The sequence below is a fragment of the Corynebacterium sp. S5S1 genome (assembly GCF_001913985.1).
Lineage (GTDB): Bacteria > Actinomycetota > Actinomycetes > Mycobacteriales > Mycobacteriaceae > Corynebacterium > Corynebacterium marquesiae.
This window is the reverse complement of record NZ_MKXT01000032.1, coordinates 1-19,809: the sequence shown is the minus strand read 5'-3', so window position 1 is coordinate 19,809 and position 19,809 is coordinate 1. Positions and strand designations below refer to the sequence as shown.

At 54.3% G+C, this 19,809-nt stretch carries 18 protein-coding genes; 12 read left to right on the top strand and 6 right to left on the bottom strand.

The window, feature by feature from the left end; translation table 11 throughout:
* The coding region (locus BKN05_RS10170; RefSeq protein ID WP_502686334.1) for a hypothetical protein at window positions 1-709 on the bottom strand (709 nt) is incomplete at its 3' end.
* 427 nt (window positions 710-1,136) lie between these two features.
* On the opposite strand from BKN05_RS10170, the gene BKN05_RS10165 reads away from it, so the two are divergent.
* Together BKN05_RS10165 and BKN05_RS10160 are read left to right on the top strand one after the other, a co-directional pair.
* A complete protein-coding gene (locus tag BKN05_RS10165) occupies window positions 1,137-1,274 on the top strand; it encodes a CPBP family intramembrane glutamic endopeptidase (RefSeq protein ID WP_286688578.1) in 138 nt (45 codons plus the stop codon).
* A 26-nt stretch (window positions 1,275-1,300) separates the two neighbouring features.
* Window positions 1,301-1,459, top strand: a complete 159-nt coding sequence (locus tag BKN05_RS10160) for a hypothetical protein (RefSeq protein ID WP_286688577.1) — start codon at window positions 1,301-1,303, stop codon at window positions 1,457-1,459.
* A gap of 15 nt (window positions 1,460-1,474) precedes the next feature.
* Here the strand turns inward: BKN05_RS10160 and BKN05_RS10155 are convergent, their stop codons facing one another.
* Together BKN05_RS10155 and BKN05_RS10150 are read right to left on the bottom strand one after the other, a co-directional pair.
* Entirely contained in the window at window positions 1,475-3,226 is a 1,752-nt protein-coding gene (locus tag BKN05_RS10155) for a DUF726 domain-containing protein (protein ID WP_286688576.1), read from the bottom strand.
* A gap of 126 nt (window positions 3,227-3,352) precedes the next feature.
* Window positions 3,353-5,080, bottom strand: a complete 1,728-nt coding sequence (locus tag BKN05_RS10150; RefSeq protein ID WP_286688575.1) for an ATP-dependent nuclease — start codon at window positions 5,078-5,080, stop codon at window positions 3,353-3,355.
* A 675-nt stretch (window positions 5,081-5,755) separates the two neighbouring features.
* On the opposite strand from BKN05_RS10150, the gene BKN05_RS10145 reads away from it, so the two are divergent.
* From BKN05_RS10145 to BKN05_RS10135, 3 genes are read left to right on the top strand one after another with little or no spacing between them, the layout of a single operon-like run.
* Complete coding sequence (locus tag BKN05_RS10145; protein ID WP_286688574.1) at window positions 5,756-6,088, top strand: helix-turn-helix domain-containing protein; 333 nt, start codon at window positions 5,756-5,758, stop codon at window positions 6,086-6,088.
* Window positions 6,081-6,884, top strand: coding sequence for an ImmA/IrrE family metallo-endopeptidase (locus BKN05_RS10140; protein WP_286688573.1), 804 nt, complete (start codon window positions 6,081-6,083; stop codon window positions 6,882-6,884). The genes BKN05_RS10145 and BKN05_RS10140 overlap by 8 nt, the downstream gene beginning before the upstream one ends.
* Before the next feature lie 7 nt (window positions 6,885-6,891).
* Entirely contained in the window at window positions 6,892-7,482 is a 591-nt protein-coding gene (locus BKN05_RS10135; protein WP_286688572.1) for a PIN domain-containing protein, read from the top strand.
* A 73-nt stretch (window positions 7,483-7,555) separates the two neighbouring features.
* On the opposite strand, the gene BKN05_RS10130 is transcribed toward BKN05_RS10135, so the two are convergent.
* Both BKN05_RS10130 and BKN05_RS10125 read right to left on the bottom strand, forming a co-directional pair.
* Window positions 7,556-8,047: a hypothetical protein gene (locus BKN05_RS10130; protein ID WP_286688571.1), complete on the bottom strand. Its 492-nt coding sequence runs from the start codon at window positions 8,045-8,047 to the stop codon at window positions 7,556-7,558.
* A gap of 431 nt (window positions 8,048-8,478) precedes the next feature.
* Complete coding sequence (locus BKN05_RS10125; RefSeq protein ID WP_286688570.1) at window positions 8,479-10,053, bottom strand: PucR family transcriptional regulator; 1,575 nt, start codon at window positions 10,051-10,053, stop codon at window positions 8,479-8,481.
* A 129-nt stretch (window positions 10,054-10,182) separates the two neighbouring features.
* On the opposite strand from BKN05_RS10125, the gene gabT reads away from it, so the two are divergent.
* The 7 genes from gabT (at window position 10,183) to BKN05_RS10090 (ending at window position 18,768) form a co-directional block, all read left to right on the top strand.
* Entirely contained in the window at window positions 10,183-11,526 is a 1,344-nt protein-coding gene (gene gabT, locus BKN05_RS10120; protein ID WP_286688569.1) for a 4-aminobutyrate--2-oxoglutarate transaminase, read from the top strand.
* Window positions 11,527-11,581: 55 nt separating this feature from the next.
* On the top strand, window positions 11,582-13,042 hold the full coding sequence (locus BKN05_RS10115; protein ID WP_286688568.1) for a flavin-containing monooxygenase: 1,461 nt from the start codon (window positions 11,582-11,584) through the stop codon (window positions 13,040-13,042).
* A gap of 57 nt (window positions 13,043-13,099) precedes the next feature.
* Window positions 13,100-14,092 (top strand): alpha/beta hydrolase, encoded by a 993-nt coding sequence (locus BKN05_RS10110; protein WP_286688567.1) that lies wholly within the window; start codon window positions 13,100-13,102, stop codon window positions 14,090-14,092.
* A 48-nt stretch (window positions 14,093-14,140) separates the two neighbouring features.
* Window positions 14,141-15,523, top strand: a complete 1,383-nt coding sequence (locus BKN05_RS10105; protein WP_286688566.1) for a YkvI family membrane protein — start codon at window positions 14,141-14,143, stop codon at window positions 15,521-15,523.
* A gap of 6 nt (window positions 15,524-15,529) precedes the next feature.
* The gene (locus BKN05_RS10100) at window positions 15,530-16,648 is read left to right on the top strand and encodes an alcohol dehydrogenase catalytic domain-containing protein (protein ID WP_286688565.1); all 1,119 of its coding nucleotides are present in this window, start codon (window positions 15,530-15,532) and stop codon (window positions 16,646-16,648) included.
* Between the two features lie 127 nt (window positions 16,649-16,775).
* Window positions 16,776-18,302, top strand: a complete 1,527-nt coding sequence (locus BKN05_RS10095; protein WP_286688564.1) for a hypothetical protein — start codon at window positions 16,776-16,778, stop codon at window positions 18,300-18,302.
* Window positions 18,303-18,459: 157 nt separating this feature from the next.
* Window positions 18,460-18,768, top strand: a complete 309-nt coding sequence (locus BKN05_RS10090) for a transposase (RefSeq protein ID WP_286688563.1) — start codon at window positions 18,460-18,462, stop codon at window positions 18,766-18,768.
* 261 nt (window positions 18,769-19,029) lie between these two features.
* Here BKN05_RS10090 and BKN05_RS10085 read toward each other — a convergent pair whose 3' ends face one another.
* Entirely contained in the window at window positions 19,030-19,542 is a 513-nt protein-coding gene (locus BKN05_RS10085) for an excalibur calcium-binding domain-containing protein (RefSeq protein ID WP_286688562.1), read from the bottom strand.
* Window positions 19,543-19,809 lie beyond the last annotated feature (267 nt).

Here is a 19,809-nt window from a genome sequence, read left to right as displayed (position 1 = left end):
CGGTCCGGGCCGACGCACCCCTCGGCCCGGTACCAACTACCCGGAACACGACAGTACCGAGTCCCCAGAACACCGGTACCAAAAACTCGCATCTGACACCGCCCTGGAAACCATCGAAATATTCTGCTACCAAATCTGTATAGTTCAAGAGTTTCTGCGACTTCCCATACCCCTGAGAAGCAAATGCCTGCTTCATCTTTAAGTGATCTGCAGTCGCTTCGCTGTAGGGTGACTCGTTATTCCTCCCGCCCGAATTTTCGTAACCGTTAACAACAGCATTGACTGCACGTACAGTCCTGATCCATGGATCTGCGTCCTCATTCAAATACATCACCAATGCTGAGTTCTCTAAAGCCGACCTTGCAAGAATTGATGGCGTAAGCGGGTATCGAACATCAGATTTCAGGAGCAGACCAAGAGAATGCAGGATTCCACCTGCGGTTTGCAGCGAAGCCGCAGACAGGTCATCAGCTAGACGGGATATTCCCCATTTCTGGGCGCCACGAATCTTCGACTCAAATTCAATATCGAGAGAATCTGCCTCTTCTGTTGTAAGGAGCCTAGGAGAGCAAGCAATCTCGTTAACGATATGGGCGACGGCCTCGCAGTGGGCTCCAAGGCCCTTCAATGGAAAATATTGCTCGTACTCGGCGAATGAATTTTTCCTTGGCTTACCTCGCCTAAATACGTGCTCGAACACTCTTCTCATGTATCTGTTTTAACAATGGGTAGAGCACATTGACCAAAAAGAAAAAGTCAGGGACTCAGCCTGCCTACAGGCCAACCCGTAGCCTGAGGAAACTCCGCTAATGCACCCCTATTGATAAAACGCAGATATTTATCAATAGGGGTGCGGGAGAGAACGCCCAATTTATAAAATCGGCGCTTTTTAACACTTAGGGTTTCTCCGTTCAATACTTAACTTCACAAACCCGCAGAGGCAATCTCCCTCCCGAGAAGAGTGGTAGTGCCGACCAAATGGAAAACAACGCGACCAACGGACTGGTGCTTGGTCACACGAGCCGGTCTGCACCATCGCATCGGAGGTCGTTCTCATAGTTCTGCTTACCTTCGGCGGGATCGACGTACGCCACATACCACTCCTGGCCGGGCCGGTGAGCGGCCTGCTGGATAATATGCGTCACGGCAGCGTGCCCATTACCCTAGCCACGCTGGTGATCAACGGCGTGGGCGAGGAGCTATTCTTCCGCGACGTTGCCCGCCGCCAGCTTGCCGACGCCCTCTCCCCACCCCCGCCATCCTGGCCCAACTAGCCCTCTACATCGCCGTCACCGCCGCAATGGGCATTCCCCTGCTGCTCGTTGCCTCCGTCCTTATCGGCGGCATCGCCGCACTAGAAGCCCGCCGCGCCGACAGCCTCATCTCCGCCACCACGCTCCACCTACTATGGAGCACCGGAATGGCGTTTTTGTTGCCGGTGGTTATCGGGGAGGCGTAAGTTCACTGCCCAGTTTTAGACGGCGCTAATTAACTCCACATTCTCGTAATACGCAGAATGCGATTTCACTGCCTCGCTCACGTCATGATTGACCGCGAAGCTAGCGTCCAAGCCCTCGAAGCCGATGGCCTTCCTGCCGCCCATCGCTGCAGGATACAGTCGACCAAGAACCACGTCACTGTGGGAGTGGTAATTGTGGACGACGCCAGATAGGAATTCACCAGCAGAATCCCACTTCGCATCTTGACCAATGGCCGCGCCCAAAAGGTGCACGGCTTCGACCCGGACCTCGTTTTCAGTTCCGGCAGCGCCCGCTAGCGCAGTAGCGAGGTTGAGCATGACGCGGCCGCCCAAGCTATGTCCAACGAGTACCACGGACTCTAGGTGGGAGCGCTGAATAATTGCGGCGAGTGCGAGGGCAGTCTTATTTGCACGGTTAACTGCAACCGTCCATGGATTCTTGACCAGGTCCACGACACCTAGCGCCAAGCCGGCAGGCGTTGCCTTCTTAGCCAACTTCTTACCAGCATGTTTGACCATCCCCTTCAACACGGCGCCGCCGGCGAAACCAGCACCTGGAGCTAGGAAACCGGCAAGCTCCAGCATTTCCTTGCTGCCCCACGTCACGAGATAAATCGGAGAATCAGGGTAGGCGGCTTCGACCGCCTTAACTTCTGTACGCCAATCGAGCTTCTTCTCAGTGGTAAAACCACGTGCGATCAAGACGGGCGTACCGCTCCCCTTGCGGACGCACTGAATATCAAAGGAGTCATCCTCGCCAATATAGGAGTTAAGCGCTTTTACTCCGTATGCGGAGCCGAGCAGTCCACCAGCAGCGGCAACGACCATGCTGCCGCCAGCCATACCTAAACCGCCAGAAGCCAAGGAGCCGAAGCCGAGCGCTGCTAGGCCAGCATTGTGGGCAGCAGCGCCAGATAAGCCAAGAATCGTGGTTCCATAAGCGCTGCCTACCATCGGTGCGGCAACCCATCCACCGGCAACTCCGAGGACTAGAGCGCCGGCACCAACAGCAGCAAACTTGGCTGCGCGACCAACATTGGCTGCCTTGAATTCACGGAGCTCACACCACTGGGTGAGGTCAGCAATGCGATGGTCGAGGCGCTCAAAGTCTGAAACCTGGTGAAGGTGTTCTGCACATACGGTCGGCAAAGCCACCAAACCGAGGCCGGCGGCGGCGAAGTTATCACACTGGGGCACGGTGCAGTGGGACGTCGCCGAGCCGCAGTTCTCGCACACGTACAGAGATTTAGCCTTGGATTTCCTGTGGATGGACTTGGTCAAGCAGCGGGAGCACCAGCCTTCCTCGGTGTCGCTGCTGAGCGTGTCCATGAGCTCAGCCAAGGTGGTAGCCAACTTTGCAGAAGCAATGGCTTGCTCCCTAAGCTCTTGGACCTCTCCCTCGTGGCGCTTGACTGCGCGCTTTACTGCTTTTGCCGCAAAGTCCCTCTGATCAGCCGGGCTAATAAATTCGTTGTTGAAATTGAAGTCTTCCTGGACCGCAGCCACGGCTGCCGGAAGTTGGGCCTCCAAGTCATCCGACTCTTTCTGCCCTACCGCTGCAAGCCACAGCGCATCAACAATCGCCGGCGAGCCAGTCAGCTCTACGTCACCCTCTACCTCAGGCGACTCACGCCGCGCAACACGTACAAACCGGCCAAGATTGGAACGCAGCTCGCAAGAAAAAGAGCCATCATCCCCAGGGGTAAACGAAATTGCGGCAGACTCAATGGAGTTCTTCTTGGCCATGGCGCGCAGCCTTTCGGATAAGGAATGAGGAATATATAAACCTTATACCAGCAGTAGACAGTCAGCCTCTTACCTTTAAAACTAGCCAGACTCACTCCTGAGAAATTAGAACACCTTCTTAGATACTCAACTTTGTGAATCGATTTGAACGCGCACTTTTTGAAGCACGGTATCCATGAAGGATTTGGTAGCCTCATTTTCGAATGCGCGTTTGTTAATGGCCTTCCTAACCCAGTCCGTTCCGTGTCCCGAAACCTCCGGTTCTAGGTCCTCAAGCTGACCTCCGGGCACAAGACAGAGAGGGGTTCCCGTCAGCTTTTCGTTCAGCTGCTCGACCTTTGTTAAAAGCGGAGGATTGAGACCCAGCTTATTAAGTTTGTTGTTCAGCAACTTCTTCCTCCGGCCTTCATACTTGTCTTCTGGCAGGTCTTTTAATTCCGACCCCTTTTCCGCAAGGATGAGATCTTCAATCTCATTTCGAAGCGAAATAAGATCATTCTTGTTACGGGCACCGGTCTCTTTTAGCACTTTGCTAAACGGCCCTCCACTGTGTAGTCGGTTTTCCGACACAATAAAATCGGTATCTGCGACAATTACCGTCGGCACCGTCATCGAGCGCAAAAGTTCGAACGTTGACGGAACATTATTCTTACCCCCAACACCGACAAAGCAAATGGAGGAAGGCTGAAAACTCGACCTCAATTCTTCTGCGAGCGACTCCAGGGCTTCGCTAAAGAAATATGCATCTTTTTCATTTTCAACGATAATCACTGCATCTGAGAAGAGCCCATCTAGAAGATGAGTATGCCGAATTCTACTTTTATCTCTAATGTCCTCGTTAAAGGTCGGCGGGATCAGAGAAAAACTGTATTTCGACTTACCCTTATCATCAACGGTTCTCTGTAGACGAATAATAGATAGAGTCTCCTTTTCGCCACCAGCTAATCCGCTAAGTAGATTTTTGTCGTGAGTAGCGCAGAATATTTGTCGCCCTTCCTGCTCCGCTACCTTACGAAGTATCTGACCGAGCCGATGAGCCTGAGGAGGATGAAGAAACGCTTCAGGCTCATCCAGTAGCACAATGGGTCTGTCATCAGCAAAAAGAGCTAGCAAAATTCCGAGCACACTCTGCATACCGAGGCCTTGTTGCCAGGCTTTTGGATGCCCGTCCATTTCAGCCCGATGATGGGATGAATAACTCTCACCAATCCTAGGCATCTTTTCACTTGCTGGAGCAATCTTGTAGCCTATGGTCCCCTCACCGATATCATATACTGACAGGGGCTCGCCGAACACTTCATTAAAATACTCGGTAACTTTTTTAAGCGCTGCGTCGTCCTGCCATACTCGCTTGGCGAGACTATCTTCCTTTAAATCTTTTAGATACGATTCTTGGACGCGGTTGAGTGGGCTGTCTCGACGAACGAAATAACCTACAAGGCATCCCAAGCTGGAGGCGCCGGAAAAGATGGTTTGGACCTCATCGAGGCCCAAAAACCGATTGAGACCTGTTAGGTGCGAGGCAAAATGCTCTGGAACGTTCGCTTCGTACCGCCCCGATCGACTAATTGTCAGATTCTCGCTTGCCCACGAAGCACAACTCTCTTCCGACGAGTGTCCACGTCCCTGCCACTGAAGATCCGCTCTCGTGATCAACCCTTCATTCTGTTTCGAAAATGCAGAATCCACCCCCGCAAGCTGAGCTTCTAGCTGATCAAGAAAATGCGATTTTCCTGAATTGTTGGGGCCGACAAGAGCCGTAACGGTACCAGCTTTGAGGCAGATGTTTACTTCACCGATTTGAATCTTAGTAATAGTAGGCTTGACTACGCCGTGATCAGCATTATTCCTCATACCTTGAAATTAGAACAAAACATCTATAAGAGCAACGACTTCACCTCATTTTCCCCGCGGCCTTACCTCCATGAAAGGCTAATATTTCCTCCGACATTCCATCGGGTTTGCGCATAGTGGTTTCCCGCCCCAATTCATACTGGTAGTTCTCCACTAGGATTTTTAGGTCCGCGGACAGGTCCGCAGCCGTACCTTGATCGTAGGCGGACGGACTCGACGCTGGCGGAAATATAGCCCGCAGGAATAGCAAATCGTGACAGATGCCACTATAGACCACGACGTGGACTGGGCAGTCGTTCTGAGATGAGGAGAGCGATGGAGTCGGCAAGCCCCAGACTCTTCCACCATAACCGCGACCTTCTTCACCCGAGCATCGTCGGTAGCCGAAATATCAAATGCCTCAGAAGGACCTAAACCCGAGGACGGTTCTGCCACGTTTACCCACCTCACCACCGGAGAACAGTGCGCCCGCCGGCAGCTCTTAACCACACGCAGGCTACGCATTGAGTAAGAGTGGATTTCGTTTGCACATGCAGCTATCAGGATGGCCTGCGGACGAGCTCAGCTTTATCCCATCTCGCGAAGAAAGCTCCTCCCCCAAGAACCTCATGAACCTGAATCACGTTGACTAAATTTTGATTCACGCGTTTAATGGAGCTAACAAGGAGCGTAACCGTGAACATACCTACTGACTTTGGCGAGCGCGTCCGTACGCAGCGCCAATTGCGCGAGCTTAACCAACGAGAGCTTGCCGCCATGACCGATGGCATTCTGTCCCAGCCGACTCTTGCCCGCCTGGAGAAGGGCACAGCCACGCCAACTCTCCACCACATCATGGCCCTCGCGTGGGCTTTGGGCATCGATGCCGCTGAGCTTGTGGACGCCACCCCGCTCTCCCAGCGCGTACGCGTTGCAGCTCGCGGCGACGGTGTCGGAGTGGAAACAGCGGCGAAGGAGCTATTGCCATTTCTGCAACTGCGTGTGAACTTGGACGGTCTCAATGCCTAAGCCGAAAAGCCCATCACAACAAGGTAGTGACCTAGCAACCCGTTTTCGAGAAGATCACATGCTGGGTACCGAACCGATCGATGACATCAATGTTCTGATGAAACTGGTCGACGCAGACTTTATTGTCCTCGAGTTACCGAGCGGCTTGGATGCCTTGACTCTTAGGGACGCCGCCTCCGGTGCTTTAACAGTGGGGATTGGAACGAGCAGTAATCCCTATCGCCAACGGTTCACCGTGGCGCATGAAATTGGCCATATCATGGCCGGTGACATCACAGAAGACGGAGCTTCCCTTCTCTGCGATCCAACTCATCCTTCCGAAACGCGCGCGAACACTTTCGCACGGTGTGTGCTATGCCCTGTGGAGGCACTCCGCACTCTGTCCCGGACTTCGCCCCAGGAGGAGCTCTTATCGGACGTCGTTCAGAGCTTCCAGGTCTCCCCCACTGTGGCAGCAATCCAACTCTGCGTTGCCGGACTCATTTCGGAGCAGGCTAAAGAAGAACTCAAAGGCTACTCCACCAAGCGACTTGCCTCTCAATTTGGCTGGAAAGCCAACTACGATCACGCTGCCAGGATTTCCAAGTTGCCTCGTGCCTCTGAAAGGCTCGTTGCTGATGCTTACAAGGCCTACGACCAGGGACTCGTTGCTCTTCCTTCGGTTGCCTTCGCTGAACAAGTCAACATCGAGGAAGTTCTCGATTCAACGGGTGATGCGCAGCGCTCATCCAACAACGAACACACAGGTAGTAATGATATCGAAGCTGACCTAGCAGACTTCTTCTCTGACGAATAGGTGCGGCATGACTAGAAAATTCATTTTCGCCGATACCAGCGTGCTCCTCAATTTCATCTGCGCCGGCGAACAGGATCTCCTTCTCAAGTTCGTGGGCGATGAACAGCTTCACGTACCGCAAGCTGTTAAGTACGAAGTAGAAAGAAAGCTAAAAATTCCGAGGTTCCAAAGGGGCCTTAAAACCTGGAATTCCCTGGTTACACACGGTCACGTAAAGGTCCTCGCGGATGATTATGACCGTCTATGGAAGCACATCTATCTTTTCTCTGGGCGGGGTTACACCATCCAAGGCGGAATGGCGAAAAACCTTGGCGAGTACACCGCTATCGCACATTGTCTTGCACTCCGTGAGGACGATCCCAGTGTAATGACTGCAATCATCATCGACGACGAAGAAGCGAAGCAGCTCATTAACAAACGACAAGCAGCAACAGTCTTCACTACCGAAGCAGTACTCCTCCGCTGTGTACAGCTTCATCTTCTCACGAATCGCGGCGAGTCACGACGGATGTGGGAGAAACTCTCGAAGTTCGACAACCTCCTCCCCTTCGAACAAACTAAGCTCAACGACCGCACTTACTATCGCCGCTTTAACTAGTCCAAGTCTCATGCTTTGGCAGCGCTGGGTTCCCGGACATCTCAAACTATCTTTAGATGCTTTGCTACAAGGCTCAAGGAACTACAGCCTGCTGGTCGAGATTTTTCAACGGACTTTGAACGCTGGGAAGATTGCTAAGCCTATTCTTCCTTTTCCCTTTTCTGGCTTGTCTGTGCTCGCATCTTCTAGCACGTTTTGCTTTGCGGATGTCGACAACCCAAGGTGGAACAAAAGGCCACGGAAGCAGAACACCGATCGCGCCCGTAAATCCAATGCCTCCGATGACGAAAGCTGCTATGAGTGGAACCTTCAGCACGGTTTCCACAAACTCAGGAAGGTTCACTCTTGCGGCCAATCCTGTGGCACCGGCGGCGCCCATAATTAGCGTGCAGTAGGGATAAATGAACAGAACGCCATCACTTTCTGCGCCCATCACATCAGATGAGTCGTACCACTCTTCCGATTTGGGAACTCTCCGCACGCACCGGATGTAGTAGGCCCAGTAGAGCACCATGACAAGCACTGCTCCGACGCAGACGAGCAGCCCGGTAATATCCCCGTCCATAGAATATGACCTCCTGTAGCTGCTGGTTGCGCTATGCAATGAGACGCTACCAGCGTCTGCTGGGGTGAGACATAGAACGAAAACGAAATATGGATGCGGGCAAGCACCCGGACCTAGAACCAATTTATGTGATCAGACATTTGTGATACATGTTGTTTTGCGACCTTGAGACTCCTCTTTAAGTGTGTCTGACTTCCTCAGCATCCGCGCTACGCAGACGCCCCGCCTTCGATCTACTCACCATCAAGTCCTCTGCCACAGGCTAGGGACCTGACCTCTTTTGGTGGACAGCTAATATCCATCCCAGTCGGACTGGGAAGAAAGTTAATTTACCACCATGTCTAGGTATTCCGAACAGTTCGAACGTGATGCTATGGACGCTACGAAATCAACGAAACCTCACTTCACGCGGCCTCACCTGAGCACCGGACCTAGTCGCTTCTAGAGGCTGCAGAGGCGTTTCCTAAAATCAAGAGTTCGGCAGCTACCAGCGGATCTTTGAGGTCTAGCTCGAGGATCTCTGCGATTTCTTCCATGCGGCGCCGCACAGTATGGCGGTGGGTTTCCAGTTCTTCGGCAGTATGAGAAATATTGCCGCCATTGCGCAGGAAAGCCTCTAGAGTGCAGGCGAAATCGGTACGGCTGCCGGCATCAATTTCCTGCAACCTTCCCCAAGTCTCTTTTACGCGGTAGTCAATAGCACTGCGTACTTGAACATCACCAAGCCAATTCAGAGATTTGGCTTCGGGGCCGACCAGCGTTCCCGCCTGAAGCCTAAAGACTACGCGTTGTAGTTCTTCCACCACAGTTTCGTTCAGATCAGACCACAAGAGTGGAACTCCCACGGCGATGCGCTGGGTGGTGCGCATTCCTAGAAATAGCTCTCGGATATTTTCCACACTGCGGGTACCCCGGAAGATGAGGAAGGATGTGGTGGCGTCGATAGGCAGGGCAAAAAGCATGCGCCCGTAGCTGGCGAGTCGCTGATCTAAATTGCGCATAAACCGGTGGTGCCCCTGGGGCGATTTTGATTTCACCAATACTGGCCGCACCCGTCCATCCGCATCGCCTACGTGGTGAAAGATCCGCTGCATTGAGTCTTGGTCTTTCGAAAGCCCAATTTGGATAGCGATAGCAAGGGAATTGAGCTCCTGCTGCATCGTGCGCAATTCCCGCGGGCGGGTGATGATGAGCTCTGCCAAGCCAGCAGCATGTTTGAGCGCGGTGCGATCATGCGAGCTGAAAAGATGTGGAGCAGCCGCAATCAAGCCATAGATGCGGCCTCCTTGGGGCTGCAGCCGCTGGGCAATGACATTGAATGAGCCATACTGGGCGGCGATCCCAAATTTTCTTTTACTCGTTTCTTCCACAATGGGGCGAAAATCCAACTCCTCCGCCCCTGGTATCCGAGCTTGGGCAGCGATTCGCCCATCCAGATCGACGAGGCACATATGGGCCTGCAGAGCTTGCGCTGTGCGCGAGATTAGTTCTGGCAATCCCTGGGCAGCGGCCTCATTGAGTAACTGTTGCCGTTCTAAAAGCTCCGCATGGGCTAGGTCGCGCTGACGTATCACTTCACGGTGTAGCGCTGCCTGCAAAGAGATAAAGGGGGTCTCCAGCGGGACAATGAATAAGGATATCTCTGCTTCCTTGGCGGCGTCGATCATAGCTGAAGGAACCTCATCAAAAGCAATGCCCAAGCCGAACCCAATGCCTGCTACGCCGGCTTCGGCAAGCTTGCGTACATAAAGAGGAAGCTCTTGTGGCGTGTGCGCGAAGGCAATCCCCGTAAGTAAGACCACGGAACCTGCGCCGATAAATTCGCGCGGGTCAACGAGCTCACAAGGGTGAATAGCAGAGAATTTCCGCCCAGAATCGTGAACCTTTTCCAGGTTTAGTCCTTTTTGGGCCAATAGCCACGACAAGGACAGATCAATGTCTGGCCTAGTGAGATCAGCCGCACCAGGCACATCTGAATCGGTGCCTACTACGTTGAGTGAAACCATAGCCCGCCCCTCCACATCCATACTGTCTAAGTTTTTCTCCTCAATTCACCACACTGTCTATATCGCATATTACATCGTTCGGTACACAATGATTCACATCACATTCTCAATAAGTACCGAAAGAGTGACATGCAAGATTTCAACCACCGGCTTCCGCAGCAGCGGAACGTGCGTACCGCTATCCCCGGGCCGCGTAGCCAAGAATTGGAGCAGCAGCGAGAGGCTGAACTCGCCCGCGGACTAGTGCCGGGCCTGCCGGCTTATATCGTCGATGGCGATGGCGGCGTTTTAATCGATGTCGATGGAAATAGCTTTGTAGATTTCGCCTCCGGTATCGCCGTGACCACGGTAGGCGCCTCCAATGAACGAGTAGCCACCGCTGTCTCCGAGGCCGCATCGCACCTGCTTCATACGTGCTTTTTAAATGCGCCATATGAAGGGTTTGTTGCCGTCGCCCGCAAGCTCAATGAGCTCACCCCCGGGGAGCATAAGAAGAAGAGTGCACTCTTTTCCACGGGTGCCGAAGCGATAGAAAACGCGGTAAAGATTGCCCGCAACTACACCGGTAAAAACCGCGTGGTCGTCTTTGATTCCGCCTTCCACGGTCGCACCAATCTGACGATGACCATGACCGCGAAGAATAAACCCTATAAGGCAGGATTCGGCACTCTCGCTGCAGATATTTACCGTGTGCCCGGCTCGTACCCCCTGCGCGATGGCCTAGATGGCCAACAAGCAATCGAACGCACCATACGCGTCATCGAGCAAACAGTAGGAACCGAAGAACTCGCCGCAGTAGTCATCGAGCCCATTCAAGGCGAAGGTGGCTTTGTCGAACCCGCGGAAGGATTCCTTCCCGGGCTACAGAAGTGGTGCAAGGAGAACGGCGTCGTCTTTGTTGCCGATGAAATTCAAGCTGGAATGTGCCGCACCGGTTCCTGGTTTGCCTGCGATAAAGAAGGGGTTGTACCAGATCTGATTACAACCGCCAAGGGTGTTGGCGGCGGCATGCCGCTTTCGGCTGTAACTGGACGAGCAGAGATCATGGACTCACCCGGCCCAGGTTCTTTGGGCGGCACCTATGCCGGCAATCCGGTGGCTTGCGCGGCCTCCCTTGCTGCCATCGAAGAGATGGAAGAAAACAGCCTCGGTGCCCGCGCGCTTGAGATTGAGACCATCCTCCGCAAGGAGCTAGAACCACTGCTGGAGCTGCCAAATGTGGCAGAGGTTCGCGGACGTGGAGCAATGATTGCCATTGAATTCGCAGACGAAAAGGGCCGTCCGGATGCTGAGCTTACCGCCCAGGTAGCCGCCGCCTGCAAGGCCCAAGGGGTACTCGTCCTTACCTGCGGGCTCGACGGCAACGTCATCCGCTTGCTTCCGCCCCTAGTCATCAACGAGGAAACTCTGCGTGATGGATTGCAGGTCCTCGCCGCAGAAATCCGCAAGAACCAATCCCCCGCTCACCTCTAACCCCTAGATACCGGCTAAAGCAGCCACTGTCACTACCAAAGAAGGAGTACACCTCATGTCTAACCCACACATTTACGATTGCATCATCCTCGGCACCGGCTACGGCGGCATTGGTATGGGAGCCCAGCTGACCAAGGATGGCACCGAAAACTACCTCATCCTGGAAGCTGCCGATGAAGTAGGTGGAGTATGGCGCGATAATACCTACCCGGGTGCCGCCTGCGATACCCAAGCACTTATCTACTGCTACTCCTACTTCCTCAACCTCGGTGTCTCGCGCATGTTTGCCGGCCAAGACGAAATGTTGGACTACCTCAAGGCCATGGCAAAAGAGTTCAACCTCTACGAGCACATCAAGTTCAACCATCGCATCACCCGCTCCGAGTGGCTGGAGGATATGAAGGCGTGGGAGGTGGAAACCGCTACCGGTGAAACCTTCTACGGGCGTGTCTTTGTGGGAGCTTGGGGCCAGCTTTCCAAGCCGAAGATTCCTAATTTCCCAGGTCGAGAGCGCTTCAAGGGAGTACAGTTCCATTCCGCTGAATGGGATCATTCCACTGATTTGAGCAATAAGAAAGTAGCGACCATTGGCAACGCCGCCTCTGCCGTCCAGCTCGTGCCCGAGGTAGCTAAGGTGGCCGGTCACCTCGCCGTATTCCAGCGCTCAGCCAATTACATTCTGCCGCGCAACCAGATCATCTTTAGTGAGGAAGAACTGCAGGAATTCCAAGAGAACCCGGATTCCTACCGCGCTATCCGCAAAGAAATTCACGATACCCGCGAGGCAGGATTCGAACGCACCCGCACAGGCACAGACTCTGCTGCGGAGGGCGTCGAGCAGGCGATGGAACACCTGCGCTCCCAAGTCAATGATCCCGCACTGGTAGAAAAGCTAACGCCTACCTTCGCCTTTGGCTGCAAGCGCATCCTGCGTTCGGATGACTTCTACCCCACCTTCAACCGGGAGAATGTCTCCCTAATCACCGAGGGCATTGCGGAGATTACTGAAAACGGCATCCGCACTGCCGACGGCGTGGAGCACGAGTTTGATGTCATCATCTATGCCACCGGTTTCTACTCCCAAGAATTCCAGGGCGATCTCAAAGTCATTGGCCGTGGTGGTCTAGACCTGCGCGAGCGCTGGGGTAACTCGCCTGAGGCCTACCTGGGTATGTCTGTCGACGGCTTCCCCAACTTCTTTATGCTCTACGGTCCCAATACCAACCTGAACCATCACTCCGTAGTGGCGATGCTGGAAGAACAGGATAAATACATCAGCCAGGCGGTAGATTTCCTGCGCGATAATCCCGACAAGGTGTTGGACGTGGACCCGCAGGTACTGCGCGAGTTTAATGACCGCATCCAAGCTGAACTGCAAGATTCCGCCTTCTCCGCAGATTGTTCGTCTTGGTACAAGAACGAAGACGGCAAGGTCATCAATAACTGGTCCGGCAACGTGGCCGAGTACCAGGAACTCACCCGCGAGTTGCACGTAGATGACTATCGCGTGGCGTAATTCCCCATCTGCCTTCGTTCTTTTATGAGCCGAATCGTTTCCAGAAAGGAACGCTTTATGTACACACAATCCGATGAATACTCCGGCCGCCCTGTGGCCGAGGATGCGTGGAAAGCGCTCGCTCCTTTCCGTGATGCTGGAGCACAGTCTTTCCATCACTTCCCCATTCCGGAAGTCCGCGAAAGCTATATCAACTCCACCGGTGCCAATCCCCTGCACGAAACCACCCCGCCGGAGAGCACTGACTATCCCGTGCACGATTTCCAAGTACGCGTCTATGAACCGCGAGAAGCTGCAGCACGCGAGGATGCAACCCCAGCCATCCTCTTTATGCACGGCGGCGGGTGGCTGATGGGCAACCTGGAAACCCACGATTCAGTAGCGCGCAGATTAGCAGTGCTTACCGGTTTCCCTGTCATTGCGGTGGATTATCGCCTCGCACCCGAGCACCCGTACCCCGCCGCCATCGATGATTGCCGCGCCGCGTACCGCTGGGTATCAGATTCTTCAGCAGAACATGGTCTCAACGTCGATTCCATTGCGGTCGTGGGCGATTCTGCTGGTGGCCAATTGGCGGCCGTGATGGCCAATGAGTTTAGCGGCGTGGAAGGCGTTGCCCCGCTAAGCAGCCAAGTGTTGCTCTACCCTATTACGGATTGTTCCCAACAGCGCACCGAAAACGGTGCCTCCTACCAGCGCCTAGAAGCCGGCTTTCCTTTAGTGGCCGATACCATGCGGTGGTTTATCAATACTTTCATCACCGAGGAATCCCAGCGCACTGCGAAAGATCTATCACCGCTGCTGCACGAGCTTCCAGAAAACCTGCCCCCAGCACTGGTCATCACGGTAGATAACGATCCATTGGCGGATGAAGGCGGGGAATACGCGCTCAAGCTCGCCCGAGCGGGCGTGGATGTTACTTATAAGCACCTGGTGGGCTATCACCACGGGCTTTTTACCTCCGCAGGCATTATCCAGCGCGGCGAGCAAGAGCTTGCCGACGTCGCTTCTTTCCTCCGCCGCACCGCCCGCGGCTCATCCCCAAGCTAAGCCGCTTCTTCTTCGCCCCTATCACTTTCCTAGTAAGGAATCACTGACATGTTTAAACGTTCATTTGGCATCGCGATGGCCTTCATCGGCGTGCTTGCCGGTGCCTCCTTTGCCTCTGGCCGCGAGGCGCTGCAGTACTTCGTGGCCTTTGGCAATTGGGGCATAGTCGGTGCGGTTTGTACCGCGATTGCCATGATGGTCTCTGGCATCACCATCTTGCAGATGGGTTCTTATCACCGCGCTAAAGAACACACTTCAGTCTTTGAAGCAGTCTCCACGCCTATTGTGTCCAAACTGCTAGATTTCGGCACGCTTACCTGCCTGTTCTGCATTGGCTTTGCCATGTTTGCTGGTGCGGGTACCAACCTAAACCAGCAGTGGGGCTGGCCAGTATGGATCGGTGCGATCATCATGTTGATTTTGACCTTGCTCACCGGTCTTTTGGACGTTGATAAAGTCACCATAGCCATCGGCGCTATTACCCCACTGATTATCGCTTTATTGACCATCGGTACTTTGTACACGGTCTTTACCGCCTCCCCAGACTGGAGCCACCTCAACGAGCAGGCACAACAGATTCCCACCACTTTGCCCAATTGGTGGATCTCGGCGCTAAATAACATGGGCCTGAACGTCATTGTGGCGGTATCCATGACCATCGTCATCGGCGGCAATTTCCTTGATTCCAAAGAAGTAGGCTACGGCGGCATCATGGGCGGGCTATGCTTCCTCTTCCTCTTAGCCGTACTCGTTGGTGGCTTGTATATCTCCATCGGTCCAGTCACCGAGGCCGAAATGCCCACCCTAGAGATGATCACGCAAATTCACCCGTGGCTGGGTATCCCGATGGCCGTAGCCATCTACGGCATGATTTACAACACCTCGATCGGCATGTTCTATGCCTTTGCAAAGCGCTTGACCCGCAGCAAACCTCAGAACTTCTACAAGGTCTATTGCATTTCGGTGCTTATCGGCTTCGTCCTGTCCTTCATCGGCTTTGGCAACCTCATCGGTTGGGTCTATCCCATCTTGGGCTATATGGGCATCGCCATGATGTGCATCATCGGCTACGCCTGGGTCAAAAACCGCAAGGAACTAGAAAGCGAAAGCGAGCTGCGCCGCCGCGCAAGAGAGCTTCTACAAAAGCGCTTCGAAGGCGAAGAACCCCTATCCGAGGCAGAAATGCGCGAATTGGTTTCCATCGCCCGAAACTCATCGATCCCAGAGTCCGAGTTCATCGCGGAAATCATGACCGAGGTAGATGCCGAGGATCCGCACTTACAAATCCATGACGGTAAATTGCACTCGCTCATTACCGGCAAACCCCGCCCGAAAAAGCGGCGAATAACCGTCGGTGACCACACACCACCTCGTCCCCCGCACGAGTCGCACCAAGAAACTACAACCCCAAAGCTAGAAAAGGAGCTGTAATCCATCATGACTGAATCCCTGCAGATTAAAGGCGCCGTTCTCGAACGCTCTGATGCCCCACGCCCCTATGCGGCTTCGCGGCCGCTGACAATCAGCGATCTCGAGCTGACCGCCCCTGGCGAGGGCGAAATCCTCGTGAAAATCACCGCCGCCGGCTTGTGCCATTCCGATCTATCGGTGGTCAACAACAACCGTCCGCGCCCACTGCCTATGCTGCTAGGCCACGAATCCGCTGGCGTGGTTGAGGCAGTTGGGCCCAATGTCACCACCGTCAGTGAAGGCGACCACGTGGTCATGACTTTCCTGCCACGCTGCGGCGAGTGTGCGGGGTGCAAAACCAATGGCAAGATGCCTTGTGAGGTAGGCTCCAAATCCAATGGCGAGGGCACGCTCATCCGCGGTACCCGCCACCTCACCCGCAATGGCGAGGTAGTCCAACACCACCTGGGCGTTTCCGGGTTTGCCACCCACGCGGTGGTATCCGAACTTTCCGTAGTACCCATTGGCAAGGATGTCCCGGCCGATATTGCTGCCATCTTTGGTTGCGCCATCCTCACCGGCGGCGGGGCGGTACTCAACGAGGTTCAGCCCGGTCCGGAGGACACCATTGCCGTCGTAGGCCTTGGCGGCGTAGGCATGTCCGCTGTGATTACCGCTGCAGCACTGGGCGTCAAGGAAATCGTGGGCATCGATATGCAGCCGGATAAGCTAGAAAAAGCCCTCGAACTAGGTGCTACCTCTGCCATGTCCGCGGAGGAAGCAGAAGCCTCCGAGAAACGATTTAGTGCCGTGATTGAAGCAGCCGGCCACCCCAAGGCCTTGGAGACGGCCTATAAGATCACCGCTCCTGGTGGCCTCACCGTTACTGTTGGCCTGCCGGCCCCACATTCCGTTAGCGAAATTGACCCTCTCGTCATGACCAGTGAGGCACGCCGCCTGCACGGTTGCTACCTCGGTTCTTCGGTGCCAGCTACCGATATTCCCAAATACGAACAGCTCTGGCGCGAAGGAAAGCTCAACGCCGAGGGCCTCATTTCTTCCCATATCAAGCTCGAAGATATCAACACGGCAATGGATAACCTCAGCGATGGGCTAGCACTACGGCAAATCATTGAATTTGACTAGACCCTTGGTTCCTCACTCCTCCCGCGCCCCGCGCCAGTTCATTCCCGGCGCGGGGCGCATCTCTACCTAGCCATGTAGCTGCCCATGCTTGTGGACTCTACTCGCCCGCTACAGAAAGAAGCGTCCCATGTCTGAAGAAAAGAAGACTTCTCAAGGCTACGCCTCACCCACATCTCAATCCACCAATGGAATCGGCACTCCTTCTCCGCACTGGAAAGCGGGACCATTTGAGGTCCGCCTACCATTTATTCATTACCGCTTGGAATTGCCGGACTTTGGCCAAGGCCTTTTCATGTGCGTAGTCGATCTCGGTGCCATCCCACTGATGACAGAGGCGCTAGGCATACCCTATCAAGTGGCTCTGGCAGTGGTAATACTTAATGGTCTGCTCTACCTGACTCACCATCTACTTGGCGATCCTGTCGTACCCGGTTGGATCACACCTGCTATTCCGCTGCTGACACTCTATGTGCAATCTTTCCCAGAAGGCACAGAGCGCATTTGGGCACTAATCAGTTTCCAGCTCTTGCTCGGAGTATTTTCTTTAACGCTAGGAATTACCGGCTGGGCCGCAAAGGTAGTGCGCTTAATCCCCTCGGGTATGCGCTCGGGCATCGTACTTGGTGCAGGCATTGCGGCCATCATTTCCGTATTCGAGGAAGGCGGGCGCTTCCATACCTTCCCCGTATCCATTACCGTCGCGGTGGCAGTGGCCTTCTTTTTGATGTATTCGCGCGCTTTTGCCCAGCTGCGCCATAAAGCTGCTGGCTGGCGGTTTATAGCATCACTTGGCATCCTGCCTGCCATTTTCGTTGCCATTTTTATTGCGCCGCTGGCTGGTGAGGCACCGTGGCCAGACGTCGAGTGGGGCTTTTCCCAACCAGACTTTGCCTCACTGTGGAGCCACTACACCGTCTTTGGCGTCGGCCTTCCCCCGGCGCATATGTTCCTTAGCGCTATTCCCACCGTACTTGCCGCCTATATCGTGGTCTTTGGCGATGTCCTGCAGGCCAATGCCGTGCTCAAAGAGGCCGATCATGTCCGCACCGATGAAGCCGTGGTCTATAACCCTTCGCGCGCTCACCTGCTCTTTGGCGGCCGGAATATGCTCATGTCCATCTTTGGCCCGGACGTTGCCATGTGTGGGCCGCTCTGGGCAGCAATGCACGTTGTCATTGTGGAGCGCTATAAGCAAGGCCAACGCGCCATGCGCTCTATTTTTGGCGGGGCAGGTTCCTTCCGCTGGGGTTCTATTACCGGTCTTTTCCTACTGCCCATTACCTCCTTTGTGGAGCCCATCCTCCCCGTAGGTCTTGCGTTGACCCTGATTATCCAGGGGTTTGTCTCGGTGCGCGTGGGCATTATGGAATCCAAGAATCAAAAGGATTTGGGCATAGCCGGGGTGACCGCAGGCGTGCTTGCCACGCAGGGCGCCGCGTGGGGTTTTGCAGCCGGCATCGTCATGGTGCTGGTGGTCTATGGCAAGGCAATGTTTAAAGATGAACGCGATGGCACCCTCCGCACCTTTGATGAGATCGATCCCAAGGAAGGCTTTTCTGACGCCCAGGCTGACTTCACCGAGCTAGCAGAGCTTAACGACGTCACCGGCAACGCCACTCCCCCTCAGCCGCGCAGCACGCAAAGGGAGGATTAATCACTGCAGGACCGCTAAACGGGCGACCGCCTTCCGATGCACGCGATAATCAGCAATCTCAATGCTCACCGCGCGGAACTTCCAGTTTTGAGGTTACCCTCGTTTAGTAGACACCCCATTTGTACGGATCTTGTGCCCGTAGCAGAGGATGTTCATTGTGAGCCAACAGCGCAAGAAATACACGCCGGAATACCGGCGTGAAGCCGCGAACCTGGTAATCGAGTCAGAGCGACCGATTGCCCATGTGGCTAAGGAAATCGGTGTTTCCGCCGGGCTTTTAGGCCGGTGGGTCAAACTCGAGCGTGAACGCCGAGGAGCCTCGGATGGGATGAGTGAGGCTGATCTTCGTACTGAGAATGCTCGCCTGCGCCGTGAGTTAGCAGAAGCCAAGATGGATAACGAGTTTTTGTCAAAAGCGACAGCCTTCTTCGCCGCGAAGCAACGCGAGCAGAAAAGTTCGAATTAATGCAGCGAGAGAAAGCGAACTAGAGCATCAAACGTATGGCACAGCCATTAAAAGTGTCTCGATATTGGTCTAACCACCAGCAGGAAAGAAATAGCTGCCTAACCACTAGGTAGCTCCACTACGTGTACACGAATTGCGGTCAACCCCAAGCACGATTCAAACTTTCCAGGTTCTGGCCTAGGCTCGTCCGATCGTTTTCTTTTCCCTCTAAAGAAAAAGGACACCCTGCACAGGCGGGCGTCCTCTCAACTTTAGGCTCCTCTATTCGCAGGCGACGCCGTCACCGTCTCGATCTAAATTCGAGCTATAGCCTGGTTGACCGGCGTACAACGGCGCCGCACCTGCAGCGCGAGCGGCTGCACAATTGGGGTAATAGCTGGCTGCTCCACCATCACCACCAGCCGATTCACCACCACCATTATTGATTGACTGCTGTTGAATCACTGGCGCGGGAGCAACGAATCCATGCACACCACCATCAGCATCCGAATCGGCCTCCCCGTTCACATCTACTACTTCTTCTGCTGCTTCGGCAGGACTTACCTGCGGATCCAGCGTTGGCTCCTCAAACTCAACTGGCGCAGTAGATTCCGGTGCTTGATTTAGCGTCGAGCTTTGGACGGTTTCGGAAGCAGTAGTGGTTACCGTTGCGGTTTCTCGCACTGTAGTAGTTTCAGTGCTCTTCGTTTCGTCGGCGTCGGAGCATTGACTGAGAAGAGAAGAGACGACAAAAAGAGCAGCGATGCTGCCTACAATTTTCTTACCGGAGGCCATAATTCTCCCCAAGAGATGAGAGTGTATTTAATTGACACTTCAACTATAGCTCGGAGCGACTCTCCCACCTATTTACATATACGTGATTTAGAGCTCATATCTTCGGTAACCTATTCATTTTCCCACTCTGATGAGTTTCTGTCTGAATAGCTTTTCACCTCGTGGTCGGGAGGACCTGACCCCTGTTTGGTAGACACCTGATATCCAGCCCGGTTGGGTTGGGAAGAAAGGTAATCTACCACCATGCCTAGGTATTCCGAACAGTTC

Excerpts from the sequence above, each read along its gene's own strand:
- BKN05_RS10155 (WP_286688576.1), bottom strand. The coding sequence starts at position 3,226 with ATGGCCAAGAAGAACTCCATTGAGTCTGCCGCAATTTCGTTTACCCCT.
- BKN05_RS10095 (WP_286688564.1), top strand. The coding sequence starts at position 16,776 with ATGTCTGAAGAAAAGAAGACTTCTCAAGGCTACGCCTCACCCACATCT.
- BKN05_RS10125 (WP_286688570.1), bottom strand. The coding sequence starts at position 10,053 with ATGGTTTCACTCAACGTAGTAGGCACCGATTCAGATGTGCCTGGTGCG.
- BKN05_RS10115 (WP_286688568.1), top strand. The coding sequence starts at position 11,582 with ATGTCTAACCCACACATTTACGATTGCATCATCCTCGGCACCGGCTAC.
- BKN05_RS10160 (WP_286688577.1), top strand. The coding sequence starts at position 1,301 with ATGGGCATTCCCCTGCTGCTCGTTGCCTCCGTCCTTATCGGCGGCATC.
- BKN05_RS10130 (WP_286688571.1), bottom strand. The coding sequence starts at position 8,047 with ATGGACGGGGATATTACCGGGCTGCTCGTCTGCGTCGGAGCAGTGCTT.
- BKN05_RS10150 (WP_286688575.1), bottom strand. The coding sequence starts at position 5,080 with ATGAGGAATAATGCTGATCACGGCGTAGTCAAGCCTACTATTACTAAG.
- BKN05_RS10140 (WP_286688573.1), top strand. The coding sequence starts at position 6,081 with ATGCCTAAGCCGAAAAGCCCATCACAACAAGGTAGTGACCTAGCAACC.
- BKN05_RS10135 (WP_286688572.1), top strand. The coding sequence starts at position 6,892 with ATGACTAGAAAATTCATTTTCGCCGATACCAGCGTGCTCCTCAATTTC.
- gabT (WP_286688569.1), top strand. The coding sequence starts at position 10,183 with ATGCAAGATTTCAACCACCGGCTTCCGCAGCAGCGGAACGTGCGTACC.
- BKN05_RS10100 (WP_286688565.1), top strand. The coding sequence starts at position 15,530 with ATGACTGAATCCCTGCAGATTAAAGGCGCCGTTCTCGAACGCTCTGAT.
- BKN05_RS10165 (WP_286688578.1), top strand. The coding sequence starts at position 1,137 with ATGCGTCACGGCAGCGTGCCCATTACCCTAGCCACGCTGGTGATCAAC.
- BKN05_RS10085 (WP_286688562.1), bottom strand. The coding sequence starts at position 19,542 with ATGGCCTCCGGTAAGAAAATTGTAGGCAGCATCGCTGCTCTTTTTGTC.
- BKN05_RS10105 (WP_286688566.1), top strand. The coding sequence starts at position 14,141 with ATGTTTAAACGTTCATTTGGCATCGCGATGGCCTTCATCGGCGTGCTT.
- BKN05_RS10110 (WP_286688567.1), top strand. The coding sequence starts at position 13,100 with ATGTACACACAATCCGATGAATACTCCGGCCGCCCTGTGGCCGAGGAT.